This is a genomic window from Thermophilibacter mediterraneus, from assembly GCF_900119385.1.
Classification (GTDB): Bacteria; Actinomycetota; Coriobacteriia; order Coriobacteriales; family Atopobiaceae; genus Thermophilibacter; species Thermophilibacter mediterraneus.
This window is the reverse complement of record NZ_FPKO01000009.1, coordinates 870,554-895,344: the sequence shown is the minus strand read 5'-3', so window position 1 is coordinate 895,344 and position 24,791 is coordinate 870,554. Positions and strand designations below refer to the sequence as shown.

22 protein-coding genes and 1 pseudogene are annotated in these 24,791 nt (G+C 70.8%); 10 read left to right on the top strand and 13 right to left on the bottom strand.

Annotated features, from left to right (window positions below):
• Positions 1-394: 394 nt before the first annotated feature.
• Both BQ7106_RS09025 and BQ7106_RS09020 read right to left on the bottom strand, forming a co-directional pair.
• Positions 395-5,125 (bottom strand): 2-hydroxyacyl-CoA dehydratase, encoded by a 4,731-nt coding sequence (locus BQ7106_RS09025; RefSeq protein ID WP_072374509.1) that lies wholly within the window; start codon positions 5,123-5,125, stop codon positions 395-397.
• A complete protein-coding gene (locus BQ7106_RS09020; RefSeq protein WP_072374507.1) occupies positions 5,125-5,802 on the bottom strand; it encodes a TetR/AcrR family transcriptional regulator in 678 nt (225 codons plus the stop codon). The genes BQ7106_RS09025 and BQ7106_RS09020 overlap by 1 nt, the downstream gene beginning before the upstream one ends.
• 257 nt (positions 5,803-6,059) lie before the next feature.
• Here BQ7106_RS09020 and BQ7106_RS09015 point away from each other — a divergent pair, with 257 nt between their 5' ends.
• The 4 genes from BQ7106_RS09015 (at position 6,060) to BQ7106_RS09010 (ending at position 8,107) form a co-directional block, all read left to right on the top strand.
• Positions 6,060-6,701, top strand: coding sequence for a serine hydrolase (locus tag BQ7106_RS09015; protein WP_129583839.1), 642 nt, complete (start codon positions 6,060-6,062; stop codon positions 6,699-6,701).
• A gap of 39 nt (positions 6,702-6,740) precedes the next feature.
• Entirely contained in the window at positions 6,741-6,911 is a 171-nt protein-coding gene (locus BQ7106_RS11035) for a hypothetical protein (protein ID WP_159431281.1), read from the top strand.
• A complete protein-coding gene (locus tag BQ7106_RS11375) occupies positions 6,908-7,039 on the top strand; it encodes a hypothetical protein (RefSeq protein WP_275886722.1) in 132 nt (43 codons plus the stop codon). Before BQ7106_RS11035 ends, BQ7106_RS11375 begins: the two co-directional genes overlap by 4 nt.
• Before the next feature lie 84 nt (positions 7,040-7,123).
• On the top strand, positions 7,124-8,107 hold the full coding sequence (locus BQ7106_RS09010; RefSeq protein ID WP_072374501.1) for a serine hydrolase: 984 nt from the start codon (positions 7,124-7,126) through the stop codon (positions 8,105-8,107).
• A 590-nt stretch (positions 8,108-8,697) separates the two neighbouring features.
• On the opposite strand, the gene BQ7106_RS09005 is transcribed toward BQ7106_RS09010, so the two are convergent.
• A complete protein-coding gene (locus BQ7106_RS09005) occupies positions 8,698-9,492 on the bottom strand; it encodes a type III pantothenate kinase (RefSeq protein WP_072374498.1) in 795 nt (264 codons plus the stop codon).
• Between the two features lie 431 nt (positions 9,493-9,923).
• Between BQ7106_RS09005 and BQ7106_RS09000 the strand changes: the two genes are divergently transcribed.
• From BQ7106_RS09000 to BQ7106_RS08985, 4 genes are all read left to right on the top strand, one after another.
• On the top strand, positions 9,924-11,573 hold the full coding sequence (locus BQ7106_RS09000) for an OPT/YSL family transporter (RefSeq protein WP_072374495.1): 1,650 nt from the start codon (positions 9,924-9,926) through the stop codon (positions 11,571-11,573).
• A gap of 82 nt (positions 11,574-11,655) precedes the next feature.
• Positions 11,656-12,234 carry a GHKL domain-containing protein gene (locus BQ7106_RS08995; RefSeq protein ID WP_072374492.1) on the top strand — a complete coding sequence of 193 codons (579 nt, stop codon included), beginning with the start codon at positions 11,656-11,658 and terminating at the stop codon, positions 12,232-12,234.
• 128 nt (positions 12,235-12,362) lie between these two features.
• Positions 12,363-12,620, top strand: coding sequence for a hypothetical protein (locus BQ7106_RS08990; protein ID WP_072374489.1), 258 nt, complete (start codon positions 12,363-12,365; stop codon positions 12,618-12,620).
• A gap of 191 nt (positions 12,621-12,811) precedes the next feature.
• Complete coding sequence (locus BQ7106_RS08985) at positions 12,812-13,279, top strand: flavodoxin (RefSeq protein ID WP_072374486.1); 468 nt, start codon at positions 12,812-12,814, stop codon at positions 13,277-13,279.
• A 54-nt stretch (positions 13,280-13,333) separates the two neighbouring features.
• On the opposite strand, the gene BQ7106_RS08980 is transcribed toward BQ7106_RS08985, so the two are convergent.
• The gene (locus tag BQ7106_RS08980; RefSeq protein ID WP_072374483.1) at positions 13,334-14,386 is read right to left on the bottom strand and encodes a YeiH family protein; all 1,053 of its coding nucleotides are present in this window, start codon (positions 14,384-14,386) and stop codon (positions 13,334-13,336) included.
• 120 nt (positions 14,387-14,506) lie between these two features.
• Between BQ7106_RS08980 and BQ7106_RS11370 the strand changes: the two are divergent.
• Positions 14,507-14,632, top strand: a pseudogene (locus BQ7106_RS11370) (LysR family transcriptional regulator); the annotation flags it as partial.
• Between the two features lie 5 nt (positions 14,633-14,637).
• Positions 14,638-15,405, top strand: a complete 768-nt coding sequence (locus tag BQ7106_RS08975; protein WP_338064456.1) for a LysR substrate-binding domain-containing protein — start codon at positions 14,638-14,640, stop codon at positions 15,403-15,405.
• A gap of 25 nt (positions 15,406-15,430) precedes the next feature.
• On the opposite strand, the gene BQ7106_RS08970 is transcribed toward BQ7106_RS08975, so the two are convergent.
• The 9 genes from BQ7106_RS08970 to BQ7106_RS08930 all read right to left on the bottom strand — a co-directional run bounded on the left by BQ7106_RS08970 (position 15,431) and on the right by BQ7106_RS08930 (position 24,654).
• Positions 15,431-16,030, bottom strand: a complete 600-nt coding sequence (locus BQ7106_RS08970; protein WP_072374480.1) for a class I SAM-dependent methyltransferase — start codon at positions 16,028-16,030, stop codon at positions 15,431-15,433.
• The gene (locus BQ7106_RS08965; protein WP_072374477.1) at positions 16,027-16,566 is read right to left on the bottom strand and encodes a YcxB family protein; all 540 of its coding nucleotides are present in this window, start codon (positions 16,564-16,566) and stop codon (positions 16,027-16,029) included. Before BQ7106_RS08965 ends, BQ7106_RS08970 begins: the two co-directional genes overlap by 4 nt.
• Positions 16,567-16,659: 93 nt before the next feature.
• Positions 16,660-17,541 carry an SGNH/GDSL hydrolase family protein gene (locus BQ7106_RS08960; RefSeq protein ID WP_072374474.1) on the bottom strand — a complete coding sequence of 294 codons (882 nt, stop codon included), beginning with the start codon at positions 17,539-17,541 and terminating at the stop codon, positions 16,660-16,662.
• 30 nt (positions 17,542-17,571) lie between these two features.
• Entirely contained in the window at positions 17,572-19,146 is a 1,575-nt protein-coding gene (locus tag BQ7106_RS08955; protein ID WP_072374470.1) for an MBOAT family O-acyltransferase, read from the bottom strand.
• 9 nt (positions 19,147-19,155) lie between these two features.
• Positions 19,156-19,389, bottom strand: a complete 234-nt coding sequence (locus tag BQ7106_RS08950; RefSeq protein ID WP_072374467.1) for a phosphopantetheine-binding protein — start codon at positions 19,387-19,389, stop codon at positions 19,156-19,158.
• Positions 19,390-19,417: 28 nt separating this feature from the next.
• Positions 19,418-20,620: an alanine racemase gene (locus tag BQ7106_RS08945; RefSeq protein ID WP_072375522.1), complete on the bottom strand. Its 1,203-nt coding sequence runs from the start codon at positions 20,618-20,620 to the stop codon at positions 19,418-19,420.
• On the bottom strand, positions 20,613-22,208 hold the full coding sequence (locus BQ7106_RS08940) for an amino acid adenylation domain-containing protein (protein ID WP_072374464.1): 1,596 nt from the start codon (positions 22,206-22,208) through the stop codon (positions 20,613-20,615). Before BQ7106_RS08940 ends, BQ7106_RS08945 begins: the two co-directional genes overlap by 8 nt.
• Positions 22,209-22,298: 90 nt before the next feature.
• Positions 22,299-23,954, bottom strand: coding sequence for a sensor histidine kinase (locus BQ7106_RS08935; protein WP_072374461.1), 1,656 nt, complete (start codon positions 23,952-23,954; stop codon positions 22,299-22,301).
• Entirely contained in the window at positions 23,944-24,654 is a 711-nt protein-coding gene (locus BQ7106_RS08930) for a response regulator transcription factor (RefSeq protein ID WP_072374457.1), read from the bottom strand. The genes BQ7106_RS08935 and BQ7106_RS08930 overlap by 11 nt, the downstream gene beginning before the upstream one ends.
• Positions 24,655-24,791 lie beyond the last annotated feature (137 nt).

The window sequence follows — 24,791 nt, the reverse complement described above, 5'->3', positions numbered from 1 at the left end:
GCTCCCATGATAGCGCGTGCGGGTTATGGACGGTTTCGGGCCGGAAAGCGTCCGCGGCACGCACGCGTTTCGGGTTGGTGCGGGTTGCAGACGGTTTCGGGCCGGAAGGCGTCCGCGTCCCGCACGCGTTTCGGGTTGGTGCGTGTTATGGACGGTTTCGGGCCGGAAAGCGTCCGCGTCCCGCACGCGTTTCGGGAAGGTGCGGGTTGCAGTCGGTTTCGGGCCGGAAGGCGTCCGCGGCACGCACGCGCTTCGGGTTGGTGCGGGTTGCAGACGGTTTCGGGCCGGAAGGCGTCCATAACCCGCACGCGTGCCCGGGGGCCCAAACGAGCGACGCCCGCGCCCCGGGCGATGCCGGGACGCGGGCGAGACCGGACGGGCCGATGCCCCTCCCCTACTTGCTGACGCCAGCCCTTCGCTTGGCCTCCTCGATCTGGGCGAGCTGCTCGGGCGTGAGCTCGATGCCGCCGCCGTGACCGTGCACGCCGCAGGCCGAGCCGCCGCCCGTCGCCACGGAGTCATCGAAGCGCGTGCTGCCCGTGTAGGGCGCCACGGCGTCGTTGGTCACCGGGTCGGCCGGGTTCTCGAGGTGGAAGCCGCCCTCTCGGTTGGCGCGGTAGTTCTCCTTCGCCACGGAGATCATGAGCTTGATGCGGTTGAGCTGGTTGACCTCGGACGCACCGGGGTCGTAGTCGACGGCCACGATGTTGCTCTCGGGGTGCATCTGCCGCAGGCGCTTGATGACGGACTTGCCGACCACGTGGTTGGGCAGGCACGCAAACGGGGAGCAGCAGACGATGTTGGGCGTGCCGCACTCGATGAGGTCCACCATCTCGGCCGTGAGCAGCCAGCCCTCGCCCATCGTGTTGCACAGCGAGAGCACCTGCTCGGCCTTGGCGGCGAGCTCGAAGATGTCCGGGTAGGGCTGGAAGCGCTCGGTCTTCTTGAGCATGCGGTTGATCGGCTCGCGGAAGCCCTCGATGAGCTTGATGCCCGCCATGTGGGTGAGCCGGCTCGTCGCCTTGGTGCCCAGCTCCCTGTTGGTGTTGATCGCGTTGGTCATGCCGAAGAGGAAGAAGTCGACGAGCCCCGGCACGTTGGCCTCGCAGCCCTCCTGCTCGATGACCTTGACCACCTGGTTGTTCGCCGTGGGGTGGAACTTCACGAGGATCTCGCCCACCACGCCCACGCGCGGCTTGGAGCGGTCGTTCTCGAGCGGGAGCGCCTCGAAGGCGTCGATGGTGCGCTGGCAGAGCTCATAGAAGCGCCCGCGCGAGGCCGTGGAGGAGGCGATGAAGCCCTTTGCCTCGGCCATCATGCGGTCGTAGAGCTCGTCGGCGGCGCCGGGCTGCGCCTCGTAGGGGCGGCAGCGGTAGAGGAGCTGCATGATGAGGTCGCCGTAGAGCAGGGCGTAGACCGCCTTGACCAGGAGCTCGGGCTTGAGGATGGAGAAGCCCGGGTTCTTCTCGTCGAGGCCGGACGCCGCGGTGAGCGAGATCACCGGGACCTCGGGGTGACCGGAGTCGCGCAGCGCCTTGCGGATGAGCGCGATGTAGTTGGTGGCGCGGCAGCCGCCGCCGGTCTGCGTGATGATGACCGCGGTGCGCGAGAGGTCGTACTTGCCGGAGAGCACGGCCTCCATGATCTGCCCCGTCACCAGGATGGACGGGTAGCAGATGTCGTTGTTGACGTACTTGAGGCCCGCCTCCACGGCGCCCTGGTCGACGGAGGGCAGCAGCACCACGTTGTAGCCGGAGGACTTGAGAAGGACCTCGAGCAGGTCAAAGTGAATCGGGGCCATCTGCGGCACGAGGATGGTGTAGCCGGCCTTCTGCATGTCCTCGGTGTAGCGGACCTTCTCGAAGGCGGCGCTGGCGGCCTCGCGATAGACCGGCACGGCGCCCTCGGGCGTCTTGCGGGCGCGCTCGAGCGAGCCGTCGGCCTCGTGGACGCCCACGGGCTCGACCTCGTGGACCCTGCCCTGGCTCGCGGCGCGGCGGAGCTCCTCGCGCTGCTCGGAGAGGGCGGCCATGAGGGAGCGAATGCGAATGCGGGCGGCGCCGAGGTTGGACACCTGGTCGATCTTGAGGACGGTGTAGATCTTGCCGGAGGCCTCGAGGATCTCCTGGACCTGGTCGGTGGTGAGGGCGTCGAGCCCGCAGCCAAACGAGAAGAGCTGGATGAGGTCGAGGTCGTTGCGGCTTGCCACGAAGCGGGCCGCGCGGTAGAGGCGGCTGTGGAACATCCACTGGTCGACCACGCGGATCGGCCGCTCGGGCCTCATCTTGTGCGCGACGGAGTCCTCGGTGAGCACGGCGAAGCCGAAGGAGTGGACGAGGGAGGGGATGGCGTGGTTGATCTCGGGGTCGTTGTGGTAGGGGCGCCCGGCGAGCACGATGCCGTGGGCGTCGTGCTCCTCGATCCAGCGCAGGGCCTCGTCGCCGGCGCGGTGCATGGCGTCCTTGAACGCGAGGTCGGCCTCCCAGGCGACGTTGACCGCCTCGTCGATCTCGGCGCGGGTGACGTGGGAGCCGCGCACGCGGCCGCGGCCCGCCTTGGCGTCCCTCTCGCGCTGCTCGACGAGTACCTCGTAGAGGCGGCGCTTGAGCTCCTTCTTCTTGTCGTAGGGAATGAAGGGCGAGAGGTACTCGACCTTGGAGCCCTCCCCCAGCTCGTCGACGTTGAGGCCGAGCGCCTGCGGGTAGCTCATGACGATCGGGCAGTTGTAGTGGTTGGTGGCGCCGTCGTCCTCCTGGCGCTCCCAGCGGATGCAGGGCATCCAGATGAAGTCCGGGTCCTTGGCGAGCAGGTTCATGACGTGGCCGTGGCTGAGCTTCGCCGGGTAGCACACCGACTCGGAGGGCATGGACTCGATGCCGGCGTCATAGGTGGCAGCGGAGGTCTGGTCGGAGAGCACGACCGAGAAGCCCAGCTTGGTGAAGAACGCGTGCCAGAACGGGTAGTTCTCGTACATGTTGAGCGCGCGCGGGATGCCCACCGTGCCGCGCGGGGCCTCGTCGGGCGAGAGCACCGGGCGATCGAAGAGCAGCTTGTTCTTGAAGTCGAAGAGGTTGGGCGCGTCGTTCTTCCGCGCCTTGGAGCCGCCCGCGCCCTTCTCGCAGCGGTTGCCGGTGATGAAGCGACGGCCGCCGCCGAAGTCGTTGATCGTGAGCAGGCAGTTGTTGGAGCAGCGGCCGCAGTGGACGTTGGTGTGCCTGACCTGGAGGCCGTCGATCTCCTCGCGGCTGAGCAGCGTGGAGGTACCGCTCGCGCCGGCGCGGTCGCGGGCGAGAAGGGCGGCGCCGTAGGCGCCCATGGTGCCCGCGATGTCCGGGCGGATGACGTCGCGCCCGGTGAGCAGCTCGAAGGCGCGCAGGGTGGCGTCGGACATGAAGGTGCCGCCCTGGACCACGCAGTACTTCCCGATCTCGTCGAAGTCGCGCAGCTTGATGACCTTGAACAGGGCGTTCTTGATAACGGAGTAGCTGAGGCCCGCCGCGACGTCGCCGATGGTCGCGCCCTCCTTCTGCGCCTGCTTGACGCGGGAGTTCATGAAGACGGTGCAGCGGCTGCCGAGGTCGACGGGGCTCGTGGCGCGCACGGCCGCCTGCGCGAACTCCTGCACGGTCATGTCCATGGACACGGCGAAGCTCTCGATGAACGAGCCGCAGCCCGAGGAGCACGCCTCGTTGAGCATGATGTGCTCGATGACGCCGTCTTTCACCTGCAGGCACTTCATGTCCTGCCCGCCGATGTCGAGGATGAACTCGACGCCGGGGACGAACGCCTTGGCGCCGCGCAGGTGGGCGACGGTCTCGATCTCGCCGGAGTCGGCGCGCAGGGCCTCGATGAGGATCTGCTCGCCGTAGCCGGTGGTGGTGACGTGGCCGATCGTGCAGCCGGCGGGCATCTTGTCGTAGATGTCGTCCATGATGGTGCGGGCAGTGCCGAGGACGTCGCCGTTGTTGTTGCCGTACCAGGTGTAGAGCAGCTCTCCGCCCTCGCCCACCACGGCAGCCTTCATCGTGGTGGAGCCGGCGTCGATGCCGATGAAGACGCGACCGCGGTAGCTGGCGAGCTCGCCCTTGGGAACCACCTGCTTGTCGTGGCGCTCCTTGAACTCCCGGTAGTCTTCCTCGCTCTCGAAGAGCGGCTCGAGGCGGGCGACCTCGGAGCCCTGGGTGTCGTGGAGGTTCTCGAGCAGCTGGATGGCCTCGTCGAAGGTCACGTACTTGCTCGACTCGCCGGCGAGCGCCGCGCCCGTCGCCACGAAGAGGTGGGCGTTGTCGGGAACGATGATGTGCTCGTCATCGAGGTTGAGCGTGACGTAGAAGCGGTGGCGCAGCTCGGAGAGGTACTGCAGCGGGCCGCCGAGAAACGCCACGTGCCCGCGGATGGGGTGGCCGCACGCCAGGCCCGAGACGGTCTGGTTGGCCACGGCCTGGAAGATCGAGGCGGCCACGTCCTCCGGGCGGGCGCCCTCGTTGAGCAGCGGCTGGACGTCGGACTTGGCGAAGACGCCGCAGCGGCTCGCGATGGGGTGAATCTGCGTGGCGCCCTTTGCGAGCTCGTTCAGGCCGGCGGCGTCCGTGTGGAGCAGGCTCGCCATCTGGTCGATGAAGGCGCCCGTGCCACCGGCGCAGGTGCCGTTCATGCGCTGCTCGATGCCGTTGTCGAAGTAAATGATCTTGGCGTCCTCGCCACCGAGCTCGATTGCGCAGTCCGTCTGCGGGATGAGCGTCTCGACGGCGCGCTTGGAGGCGATGACCTCCTGGACGAACTCGAGGTCGAGCCAGTTGGCGAGCAGCATGCCGCCGGACCCGGTGATGGAGACGCGCATGGGGGCGGCGCCGATGACGGCGCGGGCGCGGGCGAAGAGCTCCTTTGCCGTGGCGCGGATGTCGGTGTGGTGGCGCTCGTAGTTGGCGTAGACGAGGTTGTCGTTGTCGTCGATGACGGCGAGCTTGACGGTGGTGGAGCCCACGTCGATGCCGAGGCGCAGGTGCGCGTGGGAGAAGTCGGTCGGTCGCACCGGGGAGAGCTCGGCGCCGACCTGGCGCAGCTCGAACGGCTTGGTGGCGAGGGCGGCCCTCTCGGCCTGGATGGATGCGGCGGTCTTGCTCATCAGTTGTCCTCCTTGGAGCACATGGCGGCCAGCGCAAAGCTGGGGATGTCGAGGTTGATCGGGTTGTCGTAGAGGTCTCCGGGGCGCACGAACATGAGCGCGGTCATGAGGCGCGCCATGGTGGGAACGCTCTCGCGCATGCCGCCCTCGAGCCAGCGCAGCAGCACGCCGACCTCGGCCGAGATGGCAAACGTGAGGTAGTAGTCGAAGAGGGGGCCCAGCGCCCGGAGGTCGAGGCCGTCGAGCGCGCGCATGCCGATGACGTCGTGCGCGAGGGCCTTGACGCGCTCCGCGAAGGCCGGGTCGCCGCCCTTGCCGAGCAGCGGGCGCAGGTAGCCGCCGCGGTCGCGCACGGCCGAGAGCAGGGCCTCCGCACCGGGCGCCGGCTCGCCGTGGTCGAGGGCGCGGCGGAGGTCGTCGAGGTGGCACGCGGCGAGGCGCGCGAGCGGGGCGCGGAGCTCCTCGAGCGTCTCGTCCTCGATCTGCCGAACGAGGTCGGGGATGTCACGGAAGTGAGAGTAGAACGTGCGGCGCGTGACGCCGGCCCGTTCGGTCACCGCGGTGACGGTGACGCGGGAGAGGTCGCCGGTCGATGCGATCTCCTCGGCAAGGGCGCGGCGCAGGGCGAGCCTGGTGCGGACGCTCCGACGATCGGTGCTGAGCACGCATTCCTGCATGTGGGGAAGGCTCCCTTCGACGTTTCTGCACAGCCTGCGTAGTATTGCACAACCTGTGCAGAAACAAGCCGAGGCGGGTCGTGGCACAAGTTCTCCACGGCACGGGCGGGACCCAAGACGCGCGGCGCCCCCGGCGCGCGGCTTTCAGCCGGCGCTGAGATTTGTCGACGAAGCGGGAGGTATGCGGCCCCTGAAAGGGGCCTTGTCCCCTCGCGCGGCAACGGGGCGGATAATCGGAGCGACCACGAGGGGGCACCATGCGAGAACGACCATGGGAGAAGGCGACGGACGAGGCGCGCCGCGACGGCGCTCGCGCTCGTGGCCCTTCTCGCCTGCGCGGCCCTGTGGGCGGGGGCGTCCCTCGTCACCGGGGCGGCGGCGGGGAGGAGGCCGCCCAGGCCAGTGCGACCGAGGGGGACGGAGCCCCCGACGTGGCCGCCGAGGAGGTCGAGACCACCGTCACCGAGAGTGGGCTCTCCGTGACCGGCCCCACGGAGTTTCTCGAGACGGAGGCGTACGCGTACCTCGAGGAGCAGATCGCCGAGCTCGAGGAGCAGGACGTGACCCTGGGCATCGTCGTCCGCGACCTGGAGAGCGGCTACGAGCTCGCCTACAACGCCGACGAGGCGCTCTATCCGGCGAGCGCCATCAAGGCCGCGTACTGCGCGATGGTCTGCGAGGAGTTCGGCGGCGCGGGCGAGCTCGCCGGCGCCCTTGAGAGCTGCCTGGTCAACTCGTCGAACGAGGCGTACACGGCGCTTCGGGAGGCCTTTGGGCTCGAGGCCTTCGGGGCGTGGCTGGAGGAGGTCGGAGCGGAGGAAGCCTCGGTCCAGGCGCTCGAGTACGGCTACCCGGACATCTCGGCGAACGAGCTCGCCGCGGTCTGGGAGGAGACCTAGCGCTTCGGCACCTCGGGGGAGGCCGGGGCCGACGAGCTCGTGGATGCGCTCGCGGCAACCAACTACACGGCCCTCGGCGCCCTCCTGCGAGACGAGTGCGAGGTCTGGGCCAAGCCCGGCTGGTACCCGACCGACGAGTACGACCTCACCTCGACCAACGACGCGGGCGTGGTCTTCTCGGACTGCGGGCGTACGCGATCGTGGTCATGACGGACATGAACTCCGACCTGCGCGGGCTCCTTCCCCTCGTGGACGCCCTCAACGCCGCGCACGGCGCGCTCTGCGGCGGCAGCACGGAGCTGCTCCACGACGGCACGACGACGATTCCCGGGTACTAGCGGCGCTCATGCGACCCTCCGGCGACAAGGACGTGCGACTCGACGGCGACCATGGGAGAATGGGAGCGTCGTGGGGAGGTCGCCGTGAGAGCCAGGGTCATCGTCGTGTGCGCATCGGCCGTCGCCGCGCTGGCGGCGGGGGCTATCGCCTTCTCGCAGGGGGCCTTCGTGCCGCAGCCGGAGGAGGGGGCGGGGCGGCAGGAGGCCGCCGAGAGCGTCGAGGTCACCGACCGCGTCGCGCCCGAGGGGGACACCGAGCCCGAGCCGGAGCCGGAGCCCGAGCCGGAGGAAGCGGCCTTCGACGCCGGCGGCCCCGTCGTCACCGAGACCAGCGCCTCCGGCGTGAGCGTCACGGCGCCCGAGGGGTTCCTCGCCACGGAGGAGTTCGCGCGGGTGGACGCCGAGATTGCCGCCCTGCGCGACCGAGGGCACACCGTGGGAGTCTCCCTGCTCGACCTCCAGACGGGCCGAGCCCTCTCCTACAACGCCGACGAGCAGCTCTATCCCGCCAGCTCCGCCAAGGCGCTCTACTGCGCGATGGCGTGCGAGGCGAACGGCGGGTCGGGCGGGATGGCGGCGACGATGGAGCGCTGCCTGGTCGACTCGTCGAACGAGGACTACGAGGCGCTCATCAAGACCTTCCGCCTCGCGCCCTTCGCGACGTGGCTCTCCGAGCACGGCGCGCCCGGAGCCGGCCGAAACGCGGTCGACCACTACTACCCCGACATCTCGGCGGGCGAGCTCGCCGCGTGCTGGCAGGAGATCTATCGCTTCGGCACCTCGGGCGAGGCGGGCGCCGACGAGCTCGTCGGCTACCTCTCGCGGACCGTCGTCACGCCCATCGGCGAGACGCTGCGCGACGAGTGCGAGGTCTGGAGCAAGGCGGGCTGGTTCCCGGCGGACGAGAACGACCTCGCCTCGACCAACGACGCCGGCGTGGTCTTCTCGGACTGTGGGCCGTACGTGCTCGCGGTCATGACGGACCTCCCCGCCGACCTCGACGGGCTCACGCCGCTCATCGACGCGCTCGACGCGGCGCACGACGCGATGTGCGGGGACGTGGCGTAGGCGTGCAAAAGGGACAGGCACCTTTGCACGCTCTCGTTGACGCGATGTGCGGCTAGGGGCGCGGGGCCGGCGGAACGGGCGGCTCAACCAAGGATGGAATCTGCCAGAACGACGACCGTACACACCTCCCGTTTCCGGGGCGAATTCGCGCAGGAAACGGGAGGTGTGTACGGTTGGCCCTCTACCCCTTTCGCTCAGGACCCGCCCCTGCCTGCGCTCACCGGGTCGATCGGCGCCCAGCTCGTATAGTCAAAGACGCCCATGCCGTTCCGCTCAACGGCATCGCGCATGGCCTCGATGTGCGCGCAGGTACTCAATGCGGTCGTCGTCGATGCTCCCGTCTGCCTCGACCACGTCGCGCGCACCCAGGCCGTTCTCGGCCACGTACGGGTTCTTCACACAATGATGGTAGAGGTCGATGGCTTCGCGGCTCGGGTAGCAGTGGGCGTCATCACAGGCAAGCGTGGCACCCTCCCCTCGCACTGGTTGTCCGCCGTGGCACCACCCCAGAGGAACCCCTCGGGAAACGCTCGGTTCTCAGTGGAAAAGCGTGCAAAGGTGCCTGTCCCTTTTGCACGTCACCTTTGCACTCAGCGCTGGTTGGCCAGCCAGAGCTGGTGGAGCCCCCGCAGCGTGAGGGTATCGTCCACGCGCGCGTCGTGGCGCAGCAGCGCAGCCACCGCGTCGGCGCCGTCACCGGTCATGACGACGGGCGGCTCGCAGCCGAGCTCGCCGGCGATGGCGTCGAGCAGGCCGTCGATGCGCGCAACCTCGCCGAGCACCACGCCCGACTGCATCGCCGCGCGCGTGTTGCGGCCGACCACGGACGACGGCGCCCGCAGCTCGATCATGGGGAGGCGCGCGGCGGTCTCGGCGAGGGAGCGCGCGCCCAGCGCGACGCCGGGTGCGATGATGCCGCCCACGAAGGCGCCCGAGTCGTCCACGACCTCGAAGTTCGTCGTCGTGCCGAGGTCGACGACCACGACCGGGGCACCGTACCCCTCGCGCGCCGCCACGACGTCGGCCACGCGGTCGGCCCCCACCTCGGAGGGATCGTCGTAGCGCATGCGCACCCCGGTCCTGAGGCCCGGGCCCACCACGAGCGGCCGCCCCGCGCACGTCGCCGCGAGCGCCCGGAGCCAAACGTCGGTGAGCGAGGGCACCACGCAGGCGAGTATCGCCTCGTCGGGACGCCCCTCCCCCATCATCGTGACGGCCTGGCCGAGCTGCATGCGCGCCTCGTCCGCCGTCAGCCGCTCCGGCGTGGTGAGCTCGCAGGTGCCGGCCAGCTCGCCCGCAGCAGAGAAGAGCCCCAGGCGCGTGTGGGTGTTGCCCACGTCAACGGCCAGCACGTTCTTCTCGCCCGCGTTCTTGCCCTGCGCCATGCGCCCTCCAAAAAAGAAGTCCCTGACCCGGCAAAGGTGTCGGAGGATGGGTATACCGTGGTTGACGGCAGCGCCCGCTGTGGGAGCTGGGTCGCGCCGAATGAGAGTGGAGAGGGCCGCTAGCTCGCTGGACTAGCGGCCCCTCTCATGTTCGTCGTTGGACCTGCTCGCTTTGGACAGGAACGTCAGGACTCCGTTAACCGGGCCGACGAGCGCGCCGACCAGCTTAAGGACCTCAGTCAGAGTTTCCATGGGGCTCACCTCACTTCGGAGGCGCGACCCAGCGAGCGAGACCCGCGCCGACAACCGTCCCCCATTCTACCCCACCCCGGCCCGACGCCTGGCGCAGCGGGGGCGGGTCTGCCATACTGTGCGCGTCCACAGAAACCCGACTCCCCGCCAAGGGGGAGCGGATATTCGAAGGAGAACACATGAGCACTGCTGGCTCGCGCGCCTCGTGGCGCGAGCAGCTGAGCCCCGTGGGCATTGCCATCGGGTGCATCGGCTGCGTCATCATCACGGCGTCCTCGGTCTACACCGCCCTCAGGCTGGGCGCGCTGCCGTGGCCCACCATCTTCACCTCCATCGTCGCCCTCTTCCTGCTGCGCGCCTTCGGGCACCGCAGCCTCAACGAGGCCAACGTCACCCAGATCGTGATGTCGGCCGGCTCCATGGTGGCGGGCGGCCTCGCCTTCACCATCCCGGGCATCTGGATGCTCGGGCTCGCCGACAGCGTCAGCTGGGTCGAGATGCTCCTCGTCGCCCTCTCGGGCACGCTGCTGGGGCTCGTGTGCACCGCAGCCATCCGCAGGCGCTTCGTCGAGGAGTCCGACCTCGAGTACCCCATCGGCACCGCCGCCGCACAGACGCTGCTCGCGACCAAGACGGGCGGCAGCACCGGGCGACGCCTGTTCGGCTCCATGGGGCTGGCAGGCCTCTGGTGCGTGGCGCGCGACGCGCTGGGCCTCATGCCCTCGCTGCTGCTGCAGCTGCCCGTCCCCGGGGTGAGCTTCGGCGTCTACAACTCGCCGCAGATGCTCGCGGTGGGCTTCCTCGCGGGCGGCGCGAGCGTGGCGACGTGGTTCGTCGGGGCGCTCTTCGGCAACTTCGGCATCATCACGGGGGGGTCGGCCGCCGGCCTCTGGGACGTCGCCACGGCGCAGGGCATCGTCTCCAGCCTCGGCATGGGCCTCATGATGGGCTCGGGCGTGGGCGTCGTGGTGAGGGACATCCTGCCGCACGCTGCGGGGCTGCTCCGCGGGCGCGGGACGCTGGCCGGCGAGAAGAGCCGCGCGCGTCGGCTGGACGCCGGCGTGCTCGCCCTCATGGTGGCGGCCGCGGCGCTGCTCGTGTGCATCGGCCTCGGCATGGGACCGCTCGTCGCGGTGGTCGTGGTGGCGCTCTCCTTCGTGACCACCATCATGAGCGCGCAGTCCGTGGGGCAGACCGGCATCGACCCCATGGAGATCTTCGGCCTCATCGTGCTGCTGGCCGTTGCGGCCTTTGCCAACGTCTCCCAGGTGCAGCTCTTCTACGTCGCGGGCGTGGTCGCCGTGGCGTGCGGCCTCGCCGGCGACGTCATGAGCGACTTCAAGACCGGCGCGATCATCGGCTCGAGCCCGCGCGCCATGTGGGTGGGCCAGTCGATCGGGGCGCTGCTGGGCACCGTGGTGGCCGTGGGCGTGCTCTGCGTGCTCGTGGGCGCCTACGGGACCGACGCCTTCGGCCTGGGCAAGATGTTCGTCTCGACCCAGGCGAGCGTCGTGGCCACGATGGTCTCGGGCATCCCGAGCGTCCCGGCCTTCGTGGCGGGCCTCATCGGCGGCGTCGCCCTCTACTGCGCGGGCCTTCCCGCGATGATGTTCGGCCTCGGCGTCTACCTGCCGTTCTACATGTCCGCCACGGCGGCGCTCGGCGGCCTCGTCAAGTGGGTCTACGATCGCGCGTCCGCGCGCCGCGGCGAGCGGGGCGACGACGCCGAGGAGCGCGGGGTCGTCGTGGCGTCCGGCGTGCTCGGGGGCGAGTCGATCGTGGGCGTGGTCATCGCGCTCGCAAACGTGATCGGCGGCCTCACCGGGTAGCAAAGGACGCTGCGGGCGAACCGTCATCCTGAGGTTCTTCTCGCCCGGCACATGCGCAAGACGGGGCGAGGGCGCGGGGCCGTTGGGCGGACTCATCGACGTCGAGAACCGCGTCATGGTTGCCATGTTCGCCGTGGTCGTGATCGTGGTCATCGGGCTCGACGTCATCATCAAGGCGCTCTGTCTCGTGGGGGCGCCCTTCCGCTACCTGGTGCTCCTGAGACTGGTGCACCCCCTCGTCTGCGCATTCGTGCTGTCCGCCGAGTACGAGCTCCTCCACGCCAAGCACGCCGACAACGAGCGCGCCGACAACGAGCGCGCCGAGACCGAGCGCCTGCTCGCCGAGCGCGAGCGCCAGTACCGCCTCTCGCGCGAGAACATCGAGACAGTTCGCGACGTGACGGACGCCGAGCGGCGCGCGATTGCCGTGTCGGTGCAGCGGCGCGGTCGGATGGTCGCCGTGAGCGTCGAGAACTGCTGTGCGCACGTGCCGCGCATCCCCGAGGGAGGGCTGCCCGAGACGACCAAGAACGACCGCGAGAACCATGGCTTCGGCATGCGCTCGATGCGCCAGATCGCGGAGCGCTACGGGGGATCCCTGCACGCCGGGGTCGAGAGCGACGTGTTCTACCTCAACGTCCTTCTCGCCATGCCGACGTAGCCGCAAGCCGCGCCCGGAGTCGCCCCGACCCGATCGCCGGCACCCCCGCCGACGCGACCACCCACTCGACCGGGACTCGTGTCGTATGATTGGCTTTGTCACTGCAGGCGCTTCTCTCGGGAGGTCCCGTGGACATCGTGTCCATCGTTCTTGGCGTGCTCTCGCTCGCGACCGCCTTCACACCGTTCATCTGGCTCCAGGTCGTGGGCGGCTTCGCGGGCATCGCCGGCATCGTGCTCGCCCGAAAGGCCAAGAAGGCCGACTACCGCAAGAGCCTCACCACGGCGATCGGCATGCTCTGCTCGATCACCGGCGCCCTGCTGTGCTTCCTGGCGCCCGTGCTGTCGCTCGCGAGCAACGTCGCGCTGTACTTCATGACGCTCTAGCCGCTTGGGACAGCGGGGACGGGGGGGGGACTGTCACCGCTCCGTCCCCGCTGTCACATGAGGGTCGGCGGGACCACGTCACACTGGTAACGCCGCGTTATCTATCTTTTCGCATGGGTACTATTGATGACGAAGCGTCACCAACTCTACCCAGCAGGAGCGAGAAGGACCTCCTGCGGAAAGGAAGCGCCATGAGCACCCTCGTCGCGTACTTCTCGGCCACCGGCACCACGGGACGCGTTGCCCACGGGCTGGCGCAGGCCATCGGGGCAGACGCCTTCGAGATCGTCCCCGACCTGCCCTACTCCGCCGCCGACCTGGACTGGCGGGACAAGTCCAGCCGCAGCTCGATTGAGATGGCAGACGAGTCCTGTCGCCCCGGCATCGTGGGCCGCGTGGCCAACATGGACGCCTACGACACCATCTACCTGGGGTTCCCCATCTGGTGGTACGTTGAGCCCCGCATTGTCGACACGTTCCTCGAGAGCTACGACCTCTCCGGAAAGACCATCGTCCCGTTTGCCACGAGCGGCGGCAGCGGACTCGGGCGCGCCCCGGAGCGCATGGCCTCGCTCGCGCCGGGGGCGAAGGTGGTCGAGGGCAGGCTGCTCAACGGAACTCCGAGCGCAGAGGAGCTGCGCGCCTGGGCCGTGTGGTAGGACGTGTAACGCCGGGGACGGAGCGGTGACAGGTGCTACGTCCCCGGTGTCCCACTACCAGATGCCGAGGACGTGCTGCATCCCCAGGCTCACGCACGCGATGGCGACCCAGCACGCCAGGCCCATGAGAATCGGCTTTCCGCCCGTGCGCACGAGCCTCACCACGTTGGTGTTGAAGCCGATCGCCGCCATCGCCATGACGATGAGGAACTTCGACAGCTCCTTGATCGGCGCCGTGACGCCCGCAGGAAGCGAGAGGGCCGTGGTCGCGACGCTCGCCAGCACAAAGAACACGATGAAAAACGGGAAGATCTTCCTGAGGTCGAAGCTGCCGGCGGCCTGACCGGCGCCCTCCCCGGCAGCGGCGGCCCTCCTGGCGAGGCGCGCCTGCCAGAGTGCGAGCCCCAGCGTGATGGGGATGATGGCGAGCGTGCGGGTGAGCTTCACGATGGTCGCGGAGTCGAGCGTGTTGGCGCCGGGGTGCATGCCGTCCCAGGCGGCCGCCGCGGCGGTGACCGAGGACGTGTCGTTCACCGCCGTGCCCGCAAAGAGGCCGAAGCCCTCGTTCGAGAGGCCGAGCGCCCCGCCGAGCGTGGGGAACACGAGCGCCGCGATCACATTGAAGAGAAAGATGACGCTGATGGCCTGGGCGATCTCCTCGTCGTCCGCGTCGATCACGGGCGCGGTCGCCGCGATGGCGGAGCCGCCGCAGATCGAGGAGCCCACGCCCACGAGCGTGGAGATCTTGCCCGGGATCTTGAGCGCGCGGCACAGCGCGAAGGACACCACGAGCGAGGTGGCGATCGTCGAGACGATGATGGGCAGCGACGTCGCGCCCACCCGCGCGATCTGCGAGAGGTTGAGGCCGAACCCCAGCAGGATGACCGCCCACTGCAGCACCTTCTTGGACGTGAACCTGACGCCGGCCGCAAGCGGCTCGCCCTTCTCGCCCGGAACCACGAGCGCGAGCGCCATGCCGATCAGGATGGCGAAGACCGGCCCTCCCACGACCTCGAACCGCTTGCCCAGAAGCCACGCCGGCACGGCGACGACCAGCGCAAACAGCACGCCCCGCCACAGCTTCCCAAAGTTCTTGATGAGCTCCATGCACCTGCCCCTCTCGCCTTCTTCTCTTAGAAGAGGCTACTACCAGCAGTTATAATCACTTTTTAGTAGTTGCTTATGGACCCATAAGTTCTTGTGGGCAAGAAAGCGAGAAGAACGGCGATGCTCGACTATCGCACGCACACGTTCCTGACCGTCTGCCGCACCGGCAGCTTCACGCGCGCCGCCGAGCAGCTGCACGTCACCCAGCCGGCGGTCTCGCAGCACGTGCGGCAGCTCGAGCGTCACTACGGCTGCGCGCTGTTCACCAAGGCCGGGCGCGGCGTGGAACCCACCGAGGAGGGGGAGCTGCTCTACCGCGCGCTCGACGCAGCGGAAAACGACGAGCGTCGCCTGCGCGCGGTAGAGCAGAGCGTCGCCTGCGCGCGGAGCTCGAGGCGCGCCGGCGGGAGGGCGGGCGGGCCCCGCTGCGCCTGGGCTGCACGCGCACCGTCGCCGACTACGTTGCCCCGCGCATTCTGCCCGCGCACCTCCTGCGCCACCCCGCCGAGCGCGTCTGCATGCGCGCAGGCAACACCGCGGAGCTCGTCGCCCTCATCGACCGCGGCGAGATCGACCTCGCGCTGGTGGAGGGCTCCTTCGATAGAGAGGCGTTCGAGAGCGAGGTCTTCTCGAGGGAGCGCTTCGTCGCCGTGGCGGCGGCCGGGGAGGGCCCGCTCGGCATCGACGCGCTCCTCGGGCGCCGCCTCGTGCTGCGCGAGCCCGGGTCCGGGACCCGGGAGATTCTTGAGCGCCACCTGGCGGCGCGCGGGCTCTCCGTGAGCGACTTCGCGGACACGGTCGAGGTCGCGAGCATCCCCGCGATCAAGGCGTGCGTCGCCGCCGGCGTGGGCGTGAGCTTTCTCTACCGCGTCGCCGTGGAGGCCGAGCTCGCCGCCGGGGAGCTGGCCGACGTCACGCCCGAGGGGCTCGCACTCGAGCACGACTTCTCGCTCATCTGGCAGCGCGGCAGCCGCTACGCCGCACGCTACCGCGCGCTGCTGCGCGAGTGGCGCGCATAACGGTGGGACAAGGGACGGGGGGCTGTCACCGCTCCGTCCCCGATGTCCCACCGATGTAGCGACGCACCGAGAAGTGCTGCGGGCAGTCGCCCTTCTCGCCCGGAAGCTCGAGGAAGCCCTCGCGCAGCAGCTCCCAGCCAGCGCGCCCCAGGTAGGCGGGCCACTCCCCGTTGTCGGACATGTGCACGAGCGTCACGGGGGCGCGCGCCTCGCGCTCGAGGCGGTCGAGAAACGCCTCGAGCACCGGGGTGTCGAACGGGTTGAACAGGTAGACGTGCGTGAACTCGCCGAGCGGCAGCTCGAGCGCGCTGCCCGCCACCACGCGCACGTTGTCGTAGCGCGCCGACCATGCCGCGGCGCGCTCGGCGAGACCCCGATCCAGCTCGACTCCCGTGACGCGGCCGGGCAGCCCCGCGCCCACGAAGTACGCGAGCACGCGTCCCTCCCCGCACCCCACGTCGAGCAGGTGGGAGTCCCCGCTGAGGTCAAGCGGGCCCAGGAGCTCGTCGAGCACGGAGCAGGGCGTGGAGGTGGGGTCGTGCGCGCCCTCCGCGGCGTGGCGGGTCCTCCCCCCGCCCGCGAGCGAGCGCCCGGCGACGGCCAGGTCGAGCTGCTCGTCGGTCACGCGGCGTCGCCCCCTCTGCCCGGGCCGACGTGGGCCTCGAGCAGTCGCAGCAGCTCAGCGAGCTCGTCTTGCGAGAGCGCACCCCTCTCCACGAGGACGAGCCGGTTGTCGGCGCGCCTGAGGTAGAGGTAGGGGCCCTTGGTGCCCCACTCTCGGAAGGAGGGCCAGAAGCACAGGCTGTGCCCGAGCCGGGAGTCAATCGTGACGCCGTCGTCGTCGAAGGAGTACGACGCCACGCCGGAGCGCAGGGACTTGTCGAGGAGTCGCTCCGCGCGACGCATGACGAAGCGCTGCCACGCCCGCGCGCGCACGCCGAACCCGAGCGCCACCGCGCCCAGGAGGAGCAGCGCGATCCTCGGCCCGCTCGGCCCGCGCATCGCGAGCAGCAGCAGCGACTCCAGCGCCAGCAGCACCCCCAGGGCCACCAGGACGCGGCCGCCGATCTTGCGGCGCCGCACGTTGTCGGGGCTCTCGAGGGCGACCTCGATCGCCGCGCGGCGCTTCTCCTCGTCCAGTTCCATGCGATAGGTGACCATGCGGACCCCCTTCCAGGCGTTTCACGAGAGTATACGCGCCACGGAGGGGCGTGACGGCGGGGACGGAGCGGTGACAGTCCCCCCGTCCCCCTGTCACACCCGCGCGAGCAGCGCGCCGACGGCGGACGTGACCTTCCGCGCGCCGTCCACGTTGAGGTGGTCCCCGCCGTCATAGGTGTCCCGCGACCAGTCGATCTCCACGCGATCCTTCCCCACGTTGAGGTCGACGTAGTCGACGCCCAGCTCCGAGGCGACCCGCTCCATGCGGCTGTGGCGCGCCGTGCTCCAGTTCCTCGTGCTCGGCGTGCTCACGAGCACGAGCCGCGCCCCCGCCCGCTCGCACGTCCGCGCGATGTCGTCCAGGTAGACCCGGCTCAGCCACGGGAGCCCCGCGACCTCGTCGCTCGGCGCCATGTGCGAGGAGGCGTCGGCGGGCACCGCCCCCTCCTTCCCCACGAACCCGCGCGCCTCGTCGGTCCAGGTGGCGCGCACCGTGCCGAGGACGTCCTCGGGCCGGAGCGACTTCCACCGGTCGTGGTACTCGAGCACGGGCAGCGCGTCCTGCGCCAGCCGCACGAGGGCCTCCCCCACCGAGAAGCTCCTGAACAGGCAGTTGGTCTCGAGCACGACCACGCGCGGCCGCTGCCGCTCGAGCGCCCGCCCCAGCAGCGAGCGCGTGTAGCAGAGCTTCTGCCCGGACGTGCCCAGCACGTAGGAGGTGATGCCCCGCTCGTCCCAGAGCTGCAGCGGCGAGAAGGACGTGTACGCCTCGGAGTCCCCGAGGAAGAGCACCTCGACGCTTCCCTCCGGCTGCCCCAGCACGCCGTAGACGCGCTCGTCGCGCTGCCCGAACTCCGCCTGGTTGTTCTTCGGCACGAACACGTGCGAGAGCGCGGCGAGGACCGCGATCGTCGCCGCCACGGCAAGCGCCGCCTCGAGAAGCGAGCGCGACGCCCGCACGAGCCGATTCCCCACGATATCCTCCTGTCCCTCCGGTCCGCGCCGCTAGAACGACGCGTACATGGGGTCGACGGGAACGTATCCCGCGCCGTAGGCCCCAAAGACCACCACGCCAACGAGCAGCGCGCAGCACAGCGCCCCGCGCGCCACCGGACCCCGCCGCCAGACGGCGTCGAGCGGGCGCGCGCCGCGCTCCCTGAGCGCTCCGACCACGAGCAGCAGCGCGGCGAAGACGGCGACCGCCGCGAAGTCCGCCGCGTCCATGCCGACGGCGAGCACCGTTCCGTCCGCGAGCGACGCGGCGCGAAACCCGAGCGCGGCGCGCCCGAGCAGCTCCACGCCCTGCGCGGCGCTCGCCGAGCGGAAGATGAGCTCCCCGACGAGCACCACGACCAGGGTCCTCGCATGCTGCAGGCCGCGCCAGAGCGCGCCGTCGCGGCTCACGCCCAGGCGCGCGCAGAGCGCCTCGGACGCCGGCGCGACGAGCGCCCCGAGCCAGATGACCGCAAAGTAGTACAGCCCGAAGAGCAGGTACTGCGTTCCGGCCCCGTGCCAGAGGCCGTTCGCCAGCCACACGGCGAGCAGGGCCACCCCGCTCGCCACCGCCGGCCCCACGCGGCCGCCAAGCGCGCGGCGGGCCGCCCCCGTGAGCCGCCTGACGGGGGCGCTCAGGGAGACCGGGTAGAAGACGTAGTCCTTGAGCCACGCGCCGAGCGTCACGTGCCAGCGCTGCCAGAACTCCGCGGCGGTGCGCGAGAAGAACGGCTGGCGGAAGTTCTCCGGCAGGCCCACGCCAAAGATGCGCCCCATGCCGACGGCGAGGTCCATCGTCCCCGAGAAGTCGCAGTAGAGCTGCAGGGTGTAGAGGACCGCCGCCACCGCGATCACGCATCCGTCGTACGCGGCGGGGTCATCGAAGACCGGGCGCACGAACGAGTTCAGGCGGTCCGCCACCACCATGCGCTTCGCCAGCCCCCAGAGCATGCGCGCGCTCCCCGAGAAGAGCCCGCGCGCCGTGACGGGCGACCCCTCCCAGAGGGCCTGCGCCGTCTGCGCGTAGCGACAGATCGGCCCCTCCATGATCTGCGGGAAGAACGCGAGGAACAGGGCGAGTCGGGCGGGGTTCGCGTCGGCGACGACGGCGCCCCGGTAGACGTCCACGAGATACGACACGGCCTGGAGCGTGTAGAACGAGATGCCGATGGGGAGCCCCACCGAGGGCGGTTCGCCGACGCTCACCCCGAGCGACGCCGCGAACGACGCGAGCGGCCCGGCGTACTTGAGCGCCCAGAGGATCGCGAGGTTGGCGACGACGCCCGCGGCGAGCGTGAGGCGCATCCGTCCCTGCCAGCGCTGGCGCACCGCCCGACGGTCCGCTCCCGGCTCGGCGAGGGCGAGCGCGCGACGGGAGGACTCGGCCCCCAGGGCACGTCCGACGCCCCACACGATCGCCGTCGAGGCGACCACAAAGACGACGAGCCACCCGCTCAGCGCCCAGAAGAAGGCGTAGCTCGCCGCGAGGAGCACCGCCCAGCGGGCCCTCCTCGGTACGGCCTGGTAGGCGAGCACCGCGACGGGCAGGAAGACCGCCAGAAACGACGGCGAGAAGTACGAGGTCACGATGCTCCCCTAGAGGTCCTGCGCGCGCAGGCGGCAGACGAGGGCCCAGATGCCCTCGGGCGAGTTGAAGTTCTCGGGGACGATCTCCACCGCGGGGACGACGACGTCGAAGACGTCCTCGAGCTCGGCGACGAGCGCGATGATGGTGAGCGAGTCGAGCTCGCGGCTGTCCACGAGGTCGGTGCGCCCGGCAAACGCCGCGCCGGGCCTGAGCTCGTCGAGAATGTCCAGAATTGCGTCCATGCCACGTCCTTTCAGATTGAGTCCCCCGTCAGCCGCGCACGGCGACGGGCATGTTGAGCTGGTCGGTGCGCACCCCCTCGCGCACGAGCGCGGGCGCCCCGTCCCTGCCGACGAGCACCACGCGCGGAAGGTCGCGGCTCAGGAAGAGCGCGGCGCCCTCCGTGGCGCAGTAGGCGCCGGCGAGGTCGAACGCCAGGACCGACCCCGCGGAGAGCCCGGCGAGGGGGAGCCGCTTGACCAGGATGTCGTTGACGGTGCACAGCGACCCGCACACGTTCCAGCCGAGCTCCTCGGCCGCGCCGTCCTTCTCGCCCGCGCCGCCCCGCAGGAGGCGCACCGGGGGCCGGCGCATGGCCAGGGACTGCCCGTAGTAGACGAGCTGGTGAATGCCACCGTCCGCGATGGCGTAGCGCTCGCCCGCCACCACCTTGGCGTCCGTCACGCGCGTGAGGTAGGTGCCGCATCCCGCGACGAGGCTCCGCCCGAGCTCGAGGATGACGCGGGCGCCGCACGCCATGCCCAAGATCGACTCGGCCAGGGCGGCGAGCAGCGCGCCCTCGTCCGCCTCCTCGCCCTCGAAGTAGGCGACCGGCAGCCCCGGCCCGTACTCGACCTCGGGCAGCTCGCGCCCGCAGACGCCCGCGAGCTCGACCATGAGCGCGTCGAGCGCCGCCACCTCGCGCCGCAGGCGCGCGGGCGACCTCTTCTGCGTTCCCGTGAAGAGCTGCACGCCGCGCAGCTCAAGGGCGGGGTCGCGGGCCGCCGCTCGCGCGAGCAGCACGAGCTCCTCGCGGTCGACGCCGAACTGGTTGCCGCTCGAGAGGCGCAGGAGCACCGGCACGCGCCGGCCCCACCCCCGCGCGATGCCTCGCACGAGCTCGAGCTGCGCGGGTGACTCGACGGTCACCGCCGCGGGAAGCTCCGGCGCGGCGATCGCGGCGTCGAGGGACTCGCGGTCCTTGCTGACGCCCGAGATCACGACCTTGCCGGCGGGGACGCCCAGGGCGCGACAGATGCGCTGCTCCCCCGGGGAGCAGGCCTCGAGGCGCGAGACGTGCGGGGCGAGCGCGCCGGTCACGAAGGTGTTGGCCTTGACGGCATAGCAGAGCTCGACCCCGTCGGGGAGCGCGGAGCGCAGGCGCGCCGCGCGCGGGGCGAGCTCGCGCTCGTCGAACGCGTAGAGCGGCGTCCCGAACCCCTCTGCGAGGCCAAGGAGCTCACGGTCAGTCATCACGACGCCCGCCTCCCCTCTCGCACGCGCGCCCGCGCCGGGCGCGACGGTCCTCGAGAAGCGCCGCGCGGTCAACCTTGCCGTTCCCGAGCAGGGGCATCGACTCCACGCGCTCGATTACGGCCGGCACCGCCGGGCCGGGCACGAGGAGGGCGACGGCGCGCCTGAGCTCGTCGGGGCCCGCGCTCCCCTCGAAGAAGGCGCAGATACGCCCCGTCCGCTCGTCAAGGGCGCAGCGGCAGCGATCGACGCCCTCCTGGCGCTCGAAGGCCGCGTCCACCTCCTCGAGCTCGATGCGATGCCCCTGGATCTTGACCTGGTTGTCTCTCCTGCCGCAGAAGAACAGCTCGCCGTCCTCCCCCGCCAGCGCGAGGTCCCCCGTCCGGTAGAGCGTCTCGGGCAGCTCGCTCACGAGCGGGCTCTGGACGAAGGCGTCGCGCGTCCGCGCCGGGTCGGCGTAGTAGCCGCGCGCGATGGCGGTCCCGCCAACGTAGATCTCGCCCACCCTCCCAGGCTCGGACACCGGACGCCCCCGTCCGTCGAGCAGCAGCACGCGGCGGCCGGGGAGGGGCCTGCCGAGCGGCACCCCGCCCCGGTAGTCCCGGCCGCGGTCGACCACGTGGTAGAGGCAGTTGCAGGTGACCTCGGTGGGACCGTAGAGGTTCACGAAGGTCGCCCCGGGCAGCCGCCTCATCCAGCGGCGCAGGTGCTCCGCGGGCATGACCTCCCCGCTGAACATGACCAGGCGCACGAGCGAGAGCGCCGCCCCGTCGAGCGCGCGCAGGCCGCTCACCAGGCAGAGCGCCGCCGCGGCCCACACGAGGACCGTGACCCTGCGCTCCTCGAGCTCCGCGACGAGGCGCGCGGGCGCCGAGAAGAGCCGTCGGGGCAGCAGGACCACGCGGGCCCCCGCCGCGAGCGCGCCGTAGACGTCCTTGACCGAGACGTCGAAGTCGAGCGGCGCCTGGTTGCCGACCACGTCGTCGGGGCGCAGGCCGAAGGTCCCCACGAAGGTCGAGACGAACTCGAGGACCGCCGCGTGGCTCACCGCGACCCCCTTGGGCTCGCCCGTGGAGCCGGAGGTGAAGAGCACGTAGGCGACGTCGGAGGGCACGATGTCGCGCGCGGCGCGCTCGAGCGCGCCGTCATCGGGCGCGGACCGCCCCAGCTCTCCCGGCGTGAGCGCCAGCGCGTCGGGAAAGAGCGCCCGCGCGGCCTCGAGGCCTCCCTCGTCGCAGACGACCGGGGGCCGCCCGAGGCGCTCGAGGCAGCGCGCGGCGCGGCCCGAGGGCGCGCCCGGGTCGACCGGGACGTAGAAGCCACCCGCCATGAGCGCCCCGAAGAAGGCCTCCAGGGCCTCCGCGTTCTTCTCCATGCACACGATCAGCGGCCCGCCGCCCAGCCCGCGCTCGAGCAGGCCGCTCGCGACCCGCCGGCTCCGCTCGTAGAGCTCGCCGTAGGTGCGCTCGCCGCGCTCGTCTACCACGGCGACGCGCTCCGGGTGGGACCGTGCGCCCCGCTCGAGAAAGGCGAGCGCGGTGTGGGCGTAGGTCGCCTTGTGCCCGCAGCCGAAGATGGTCTCGGCCATGTGTTCCTCCCTGTCCGTCCGATGCGTATCCCCCAGCCTACGGGGGCGCCCTCAGGCGGACGTGAGGATTTGCTCAAGGCTTGCTGAGGGTCAGGCGCGACCCTCAGCGTTCGCTGATGCCGACTCGCGCGCGAGCGGCAGCGTGACCGCGAACTCCGTGGCCCAGGGCGCGGCGGGACGCTCGCGCAGCAGCACCGAGCCACCCATGAGCTCCGCCGCGCGCCGCACGATGGCGAGGCCGAGCCCCGTGCCCCCGCCCGACGGGCGCGCGGCGTCCCTCGTCACGAAGGGGTCGAAGATGCGGTCCGCGACCTCGGGCGACACGCCCTCGCCGGTGTCGGCGACCGAGACCTCGCACGTGCGCGCCCGGGGACCGGGGGCGCACGAGACGCGGACGCGCGTTCCGGGCGGGTTGTGGGTGACGGCGTTCTCCACGAGGTTGAGAAGCATCCGGCGGAAGAGCCGGGCGTCGGCGAGGACCGGCAGCGGACGCAGGCCGAGGTCCACCTCGAGGGCGCACCCCGCCTGGTCGGCGAGCGGCCGCGCCGCCGCGACGGTGCCCGCCACGAGCTCGCGCGCGTCGGATGCCACGAGCTCGGGCGCGAAGTCCGGGTGCTCCGTGCGGGCGTAGCCCGAGAGCTCCTCGAGCAGCTCCGCCGCCGCGACGGCGCGCTCGAGGATGACGCGGTGGTAGGCGCCCTCGCGCTCCGGCGGCACCCGCCCCTCGCAGAACGCCTGCGCGTAGCCGCGCATCACGGTCAGCGGCGTCTTGAGGTCGTGCGAGAGGCTCGCGACCATGCGCGCCTGGTCGTCGCGCGCCGAGCGCAGGCGGGCCATGAGGTCGGAGAACCCCTCGTATATGGGGACGAGCTCGGTTGGCACCCCGGCGGATCGGGCGTCGGGGAGCTCGGGCGCGACGCCCGGCTCGCCGCACGCCGCGATGGCCCGGTCGAGCGGGCGCGCCGAGCGTCGCACGAGGCGCGCCATGAGCAGCGCCGCGACGGCGGTTATCGCCAGCGCCGCGGGGACCGCGAGCAGCCACGCCCGGCTCGCCGCGTCCGCGATCCTGGCGTAGGCCTCCTCCGTCACGAGCGGCGTCGCGAGCACGAGGGTGCGCGACTCGCCGGACGAGGTCGCGTAGTCGAGCCGCGAGATGTCCATGCGCGCTCCGTAGAGCCCGCGAATGAGGCCGAACTCGCGACGGGTGAGCCGCTCTCGGCCCGAGAAGAGCGTGCCCTCCACCACCTTGAGGTCAGCGTCGAGCACGCACCAGTCCACCACCCTCCTCGCCGTTCCCCCCGCGCCGTCGTAGGCGCAGAGCATGACGCGGTAGCGCACCTCCCCGTCCTCTCCCGCCTCCTCGAAGACCTCGTACGACGAGCCGGCGTAGCTCCCGATGATGGCGAGGTCGGCCGCGCTGACCCTCTCGGCGGCCCGCTCGCTCGAGGCGTAGAGGCACCTTCCGTCGGCGTCGAAGACGACGATGAGCGCGTTGGAGAGCCTGCTCGTGGCAAGCGCGCCGAAGCGGTCGTCGGCAAGCTCGCCCTCGTACTCGAGAACCGTCCCCATCGAGGGGAAGGCGCCGTCGAAGAGCCCGTCGACGAGCGCTCCCATGCCACCGAGCAGTCCTGCGAGCACGAGCGCGTAGACGCCGAGGAGCGCGAGGCAGCGCATCGCGAGGCTGCCCCTCAGGGCGCGGGCGGCCGAGCGCAGCGAGCCGCGGTCGGCGCCCCCCTCACGAGCCATCGAGCACGTACCCCAGTCCGCGGACGGTCTTGATGAAGCGAGGGCGCTGCGGGTCGTCCTCGAGCTTGGCGCGGATGTTCGAGATGTGCATCATCACGCTGCCCGCCCCGCCCGGCGCGGGCTCGCCGTTCACGCAGGCGTAGAGCTGGTCCTTGGAGAAGACGCGTCCGGGCGACGCCATGAGCTTTGCCATGATCTTGAGCTCGGCCGCGGTGAGCGCGACCGGCACGCCGTCGCGCGCGAGCACGAGGCGCCTGGTGTCGAAGGTGAGCTCCCCCACGGAGACGACCGCTCCCTCGTCCGGGGTCGCGACACCGCCGACGGCAGGCGCGGGGAGCGAGGAGCGCCGCAGCACGGCCCGGATATAGGCCGTGACCTCGAGCGGATCGAACGGCTTGGCAATGAACCCGTCCGCCCCGGCGTCGAGCCCCACGATCTTGTCGGCGGGCTGGGTGCGCGCGGAGACGATGATCACGGGCACCGTGCTCGTCGCCCGGAGCTCCTTGATGAAGTCGTAGCCGCTCATGCGCGGCATCATGATATCGACGAGCGCCACGTCGACCGGGCGCTCGCGCAGGGCCTCGAGCGCGGCGACGCCGTCTCGCGCCGAGACGACCTCGTAGCCGCTCCCCGTGAGGTAGAGCTCGAGGAGCTCCACGATGTCAGCGTCGTCCTCGACGACAAGAACGGTCTCGCCCATGCGACCACCCCCCTCGCGCCATCCTACCGGCGAGGGGGGTCGCCCGTCACGTGACTCCTTGGTCACCTTGCCCGCGCGGTTGACAATCTCGCCAGATCATACTGTCAAGCCGGGCCCGGGCGAGAAGAACGTCGATG

Coding starts and splice junctions, on each gene's coding strand:
- BQ7106_RS09025 (WP_072374509.1), bottom strand. CDS start 5,125: ATGAGCAAGACCGCCGCATCCATCCAGGCCGAGAGGGCCGCCCTCGCC.
- BQ7106_RS09020 (WP_072374507.1), bottom strand. CDS start 5,802: ATGCAGGAATGCGTGCTCAGCACCGATCGTCGGAGCGTCCGCACCAGG.
- BQ7106_RS09015 (WP_129583839.1), top strand. CDS start 6,060: ATGCGAGAACGACCATGGGAGAAGGCGACGGACGAGGCGCGCCGCGAC.
- BQ7106_RS11375 (WP_275886722.1), top strand. CDS start 6,908: ATGACGGACATGAACTCCGACCTGCGCGGGCTCCTTCCCCTCGTGGAC.
- BQ7106_RS09005 (WP_072374498.1), bottom strand. CDS start 9,492: ATGGCGCAGGGCAAGAACGCGGGCGAGAAGAACGTGCTGGCCGTTGAC.
- BQ7106_RS09000 (WP_072374495.1), top strand. CDS start 9,924: ATGAGCACTGCTGGCTCGCGCGCCTCGTGGCGCGAGCAGCTGAGCCCC.
- BQ7106_RS08985 (WP_072374486.1), top strand. CDS start 12,812: ATGAGCACCCTCGTCGCGTACTTCTCGGCCACCGGCACCACGGGACGC.
- BQ7106_RS08980 (WP_072374483.1), bottom strand. CDS start 14,386: ATGGAGCTCATCAAGAACTTTGGGAAGCTGTGGCGGGGCGTGCTGTTT.
- BQ7106_RS08965 (WP_072374477.1), bottom strand. CDS start 16,566: ATGGTCACCTATCGCATGGAACTGGACGAGGAGAAGCGCCGCGCGGCG.
- BQ7106_RS08950 (WP_072374467.1), bottom strand. CDS start 19,389: ATGGACGCAATTCTGGACATTCTCGACGAGCTCAGGCCCGGCGCGGCG.
- BQ7106_RS08945 (WP_072375522.1), bottom strand. CDS start 20,620: ATGACTGACCGTGAGCTCCTTGGCCTCGCAGAGGGGTTCGGGACGCCG.
- BQ7106_RS08940 (WP_072374464.1), bottom strand. CDS start 22,208: ATGGCCGAGACCATCTTCGGCTGCGGGCACAAGGCGACCTACGCCCAC.
- BQ7106_RS08935 (WP_072374461.1), bottom strand. CDS start 23,954: ATGGCTCGTGAGGGGGGCGCCGACCGCGGCTCGCTGCGCTCGGCCGCC.
- BQ7106_RS08930 (WP_072374457.1), bottom strand. CDS start 24,654: ATGGGCGAGACCGTTCTTGTCGTCGAGGACGACGCTGACATCGTGGAG.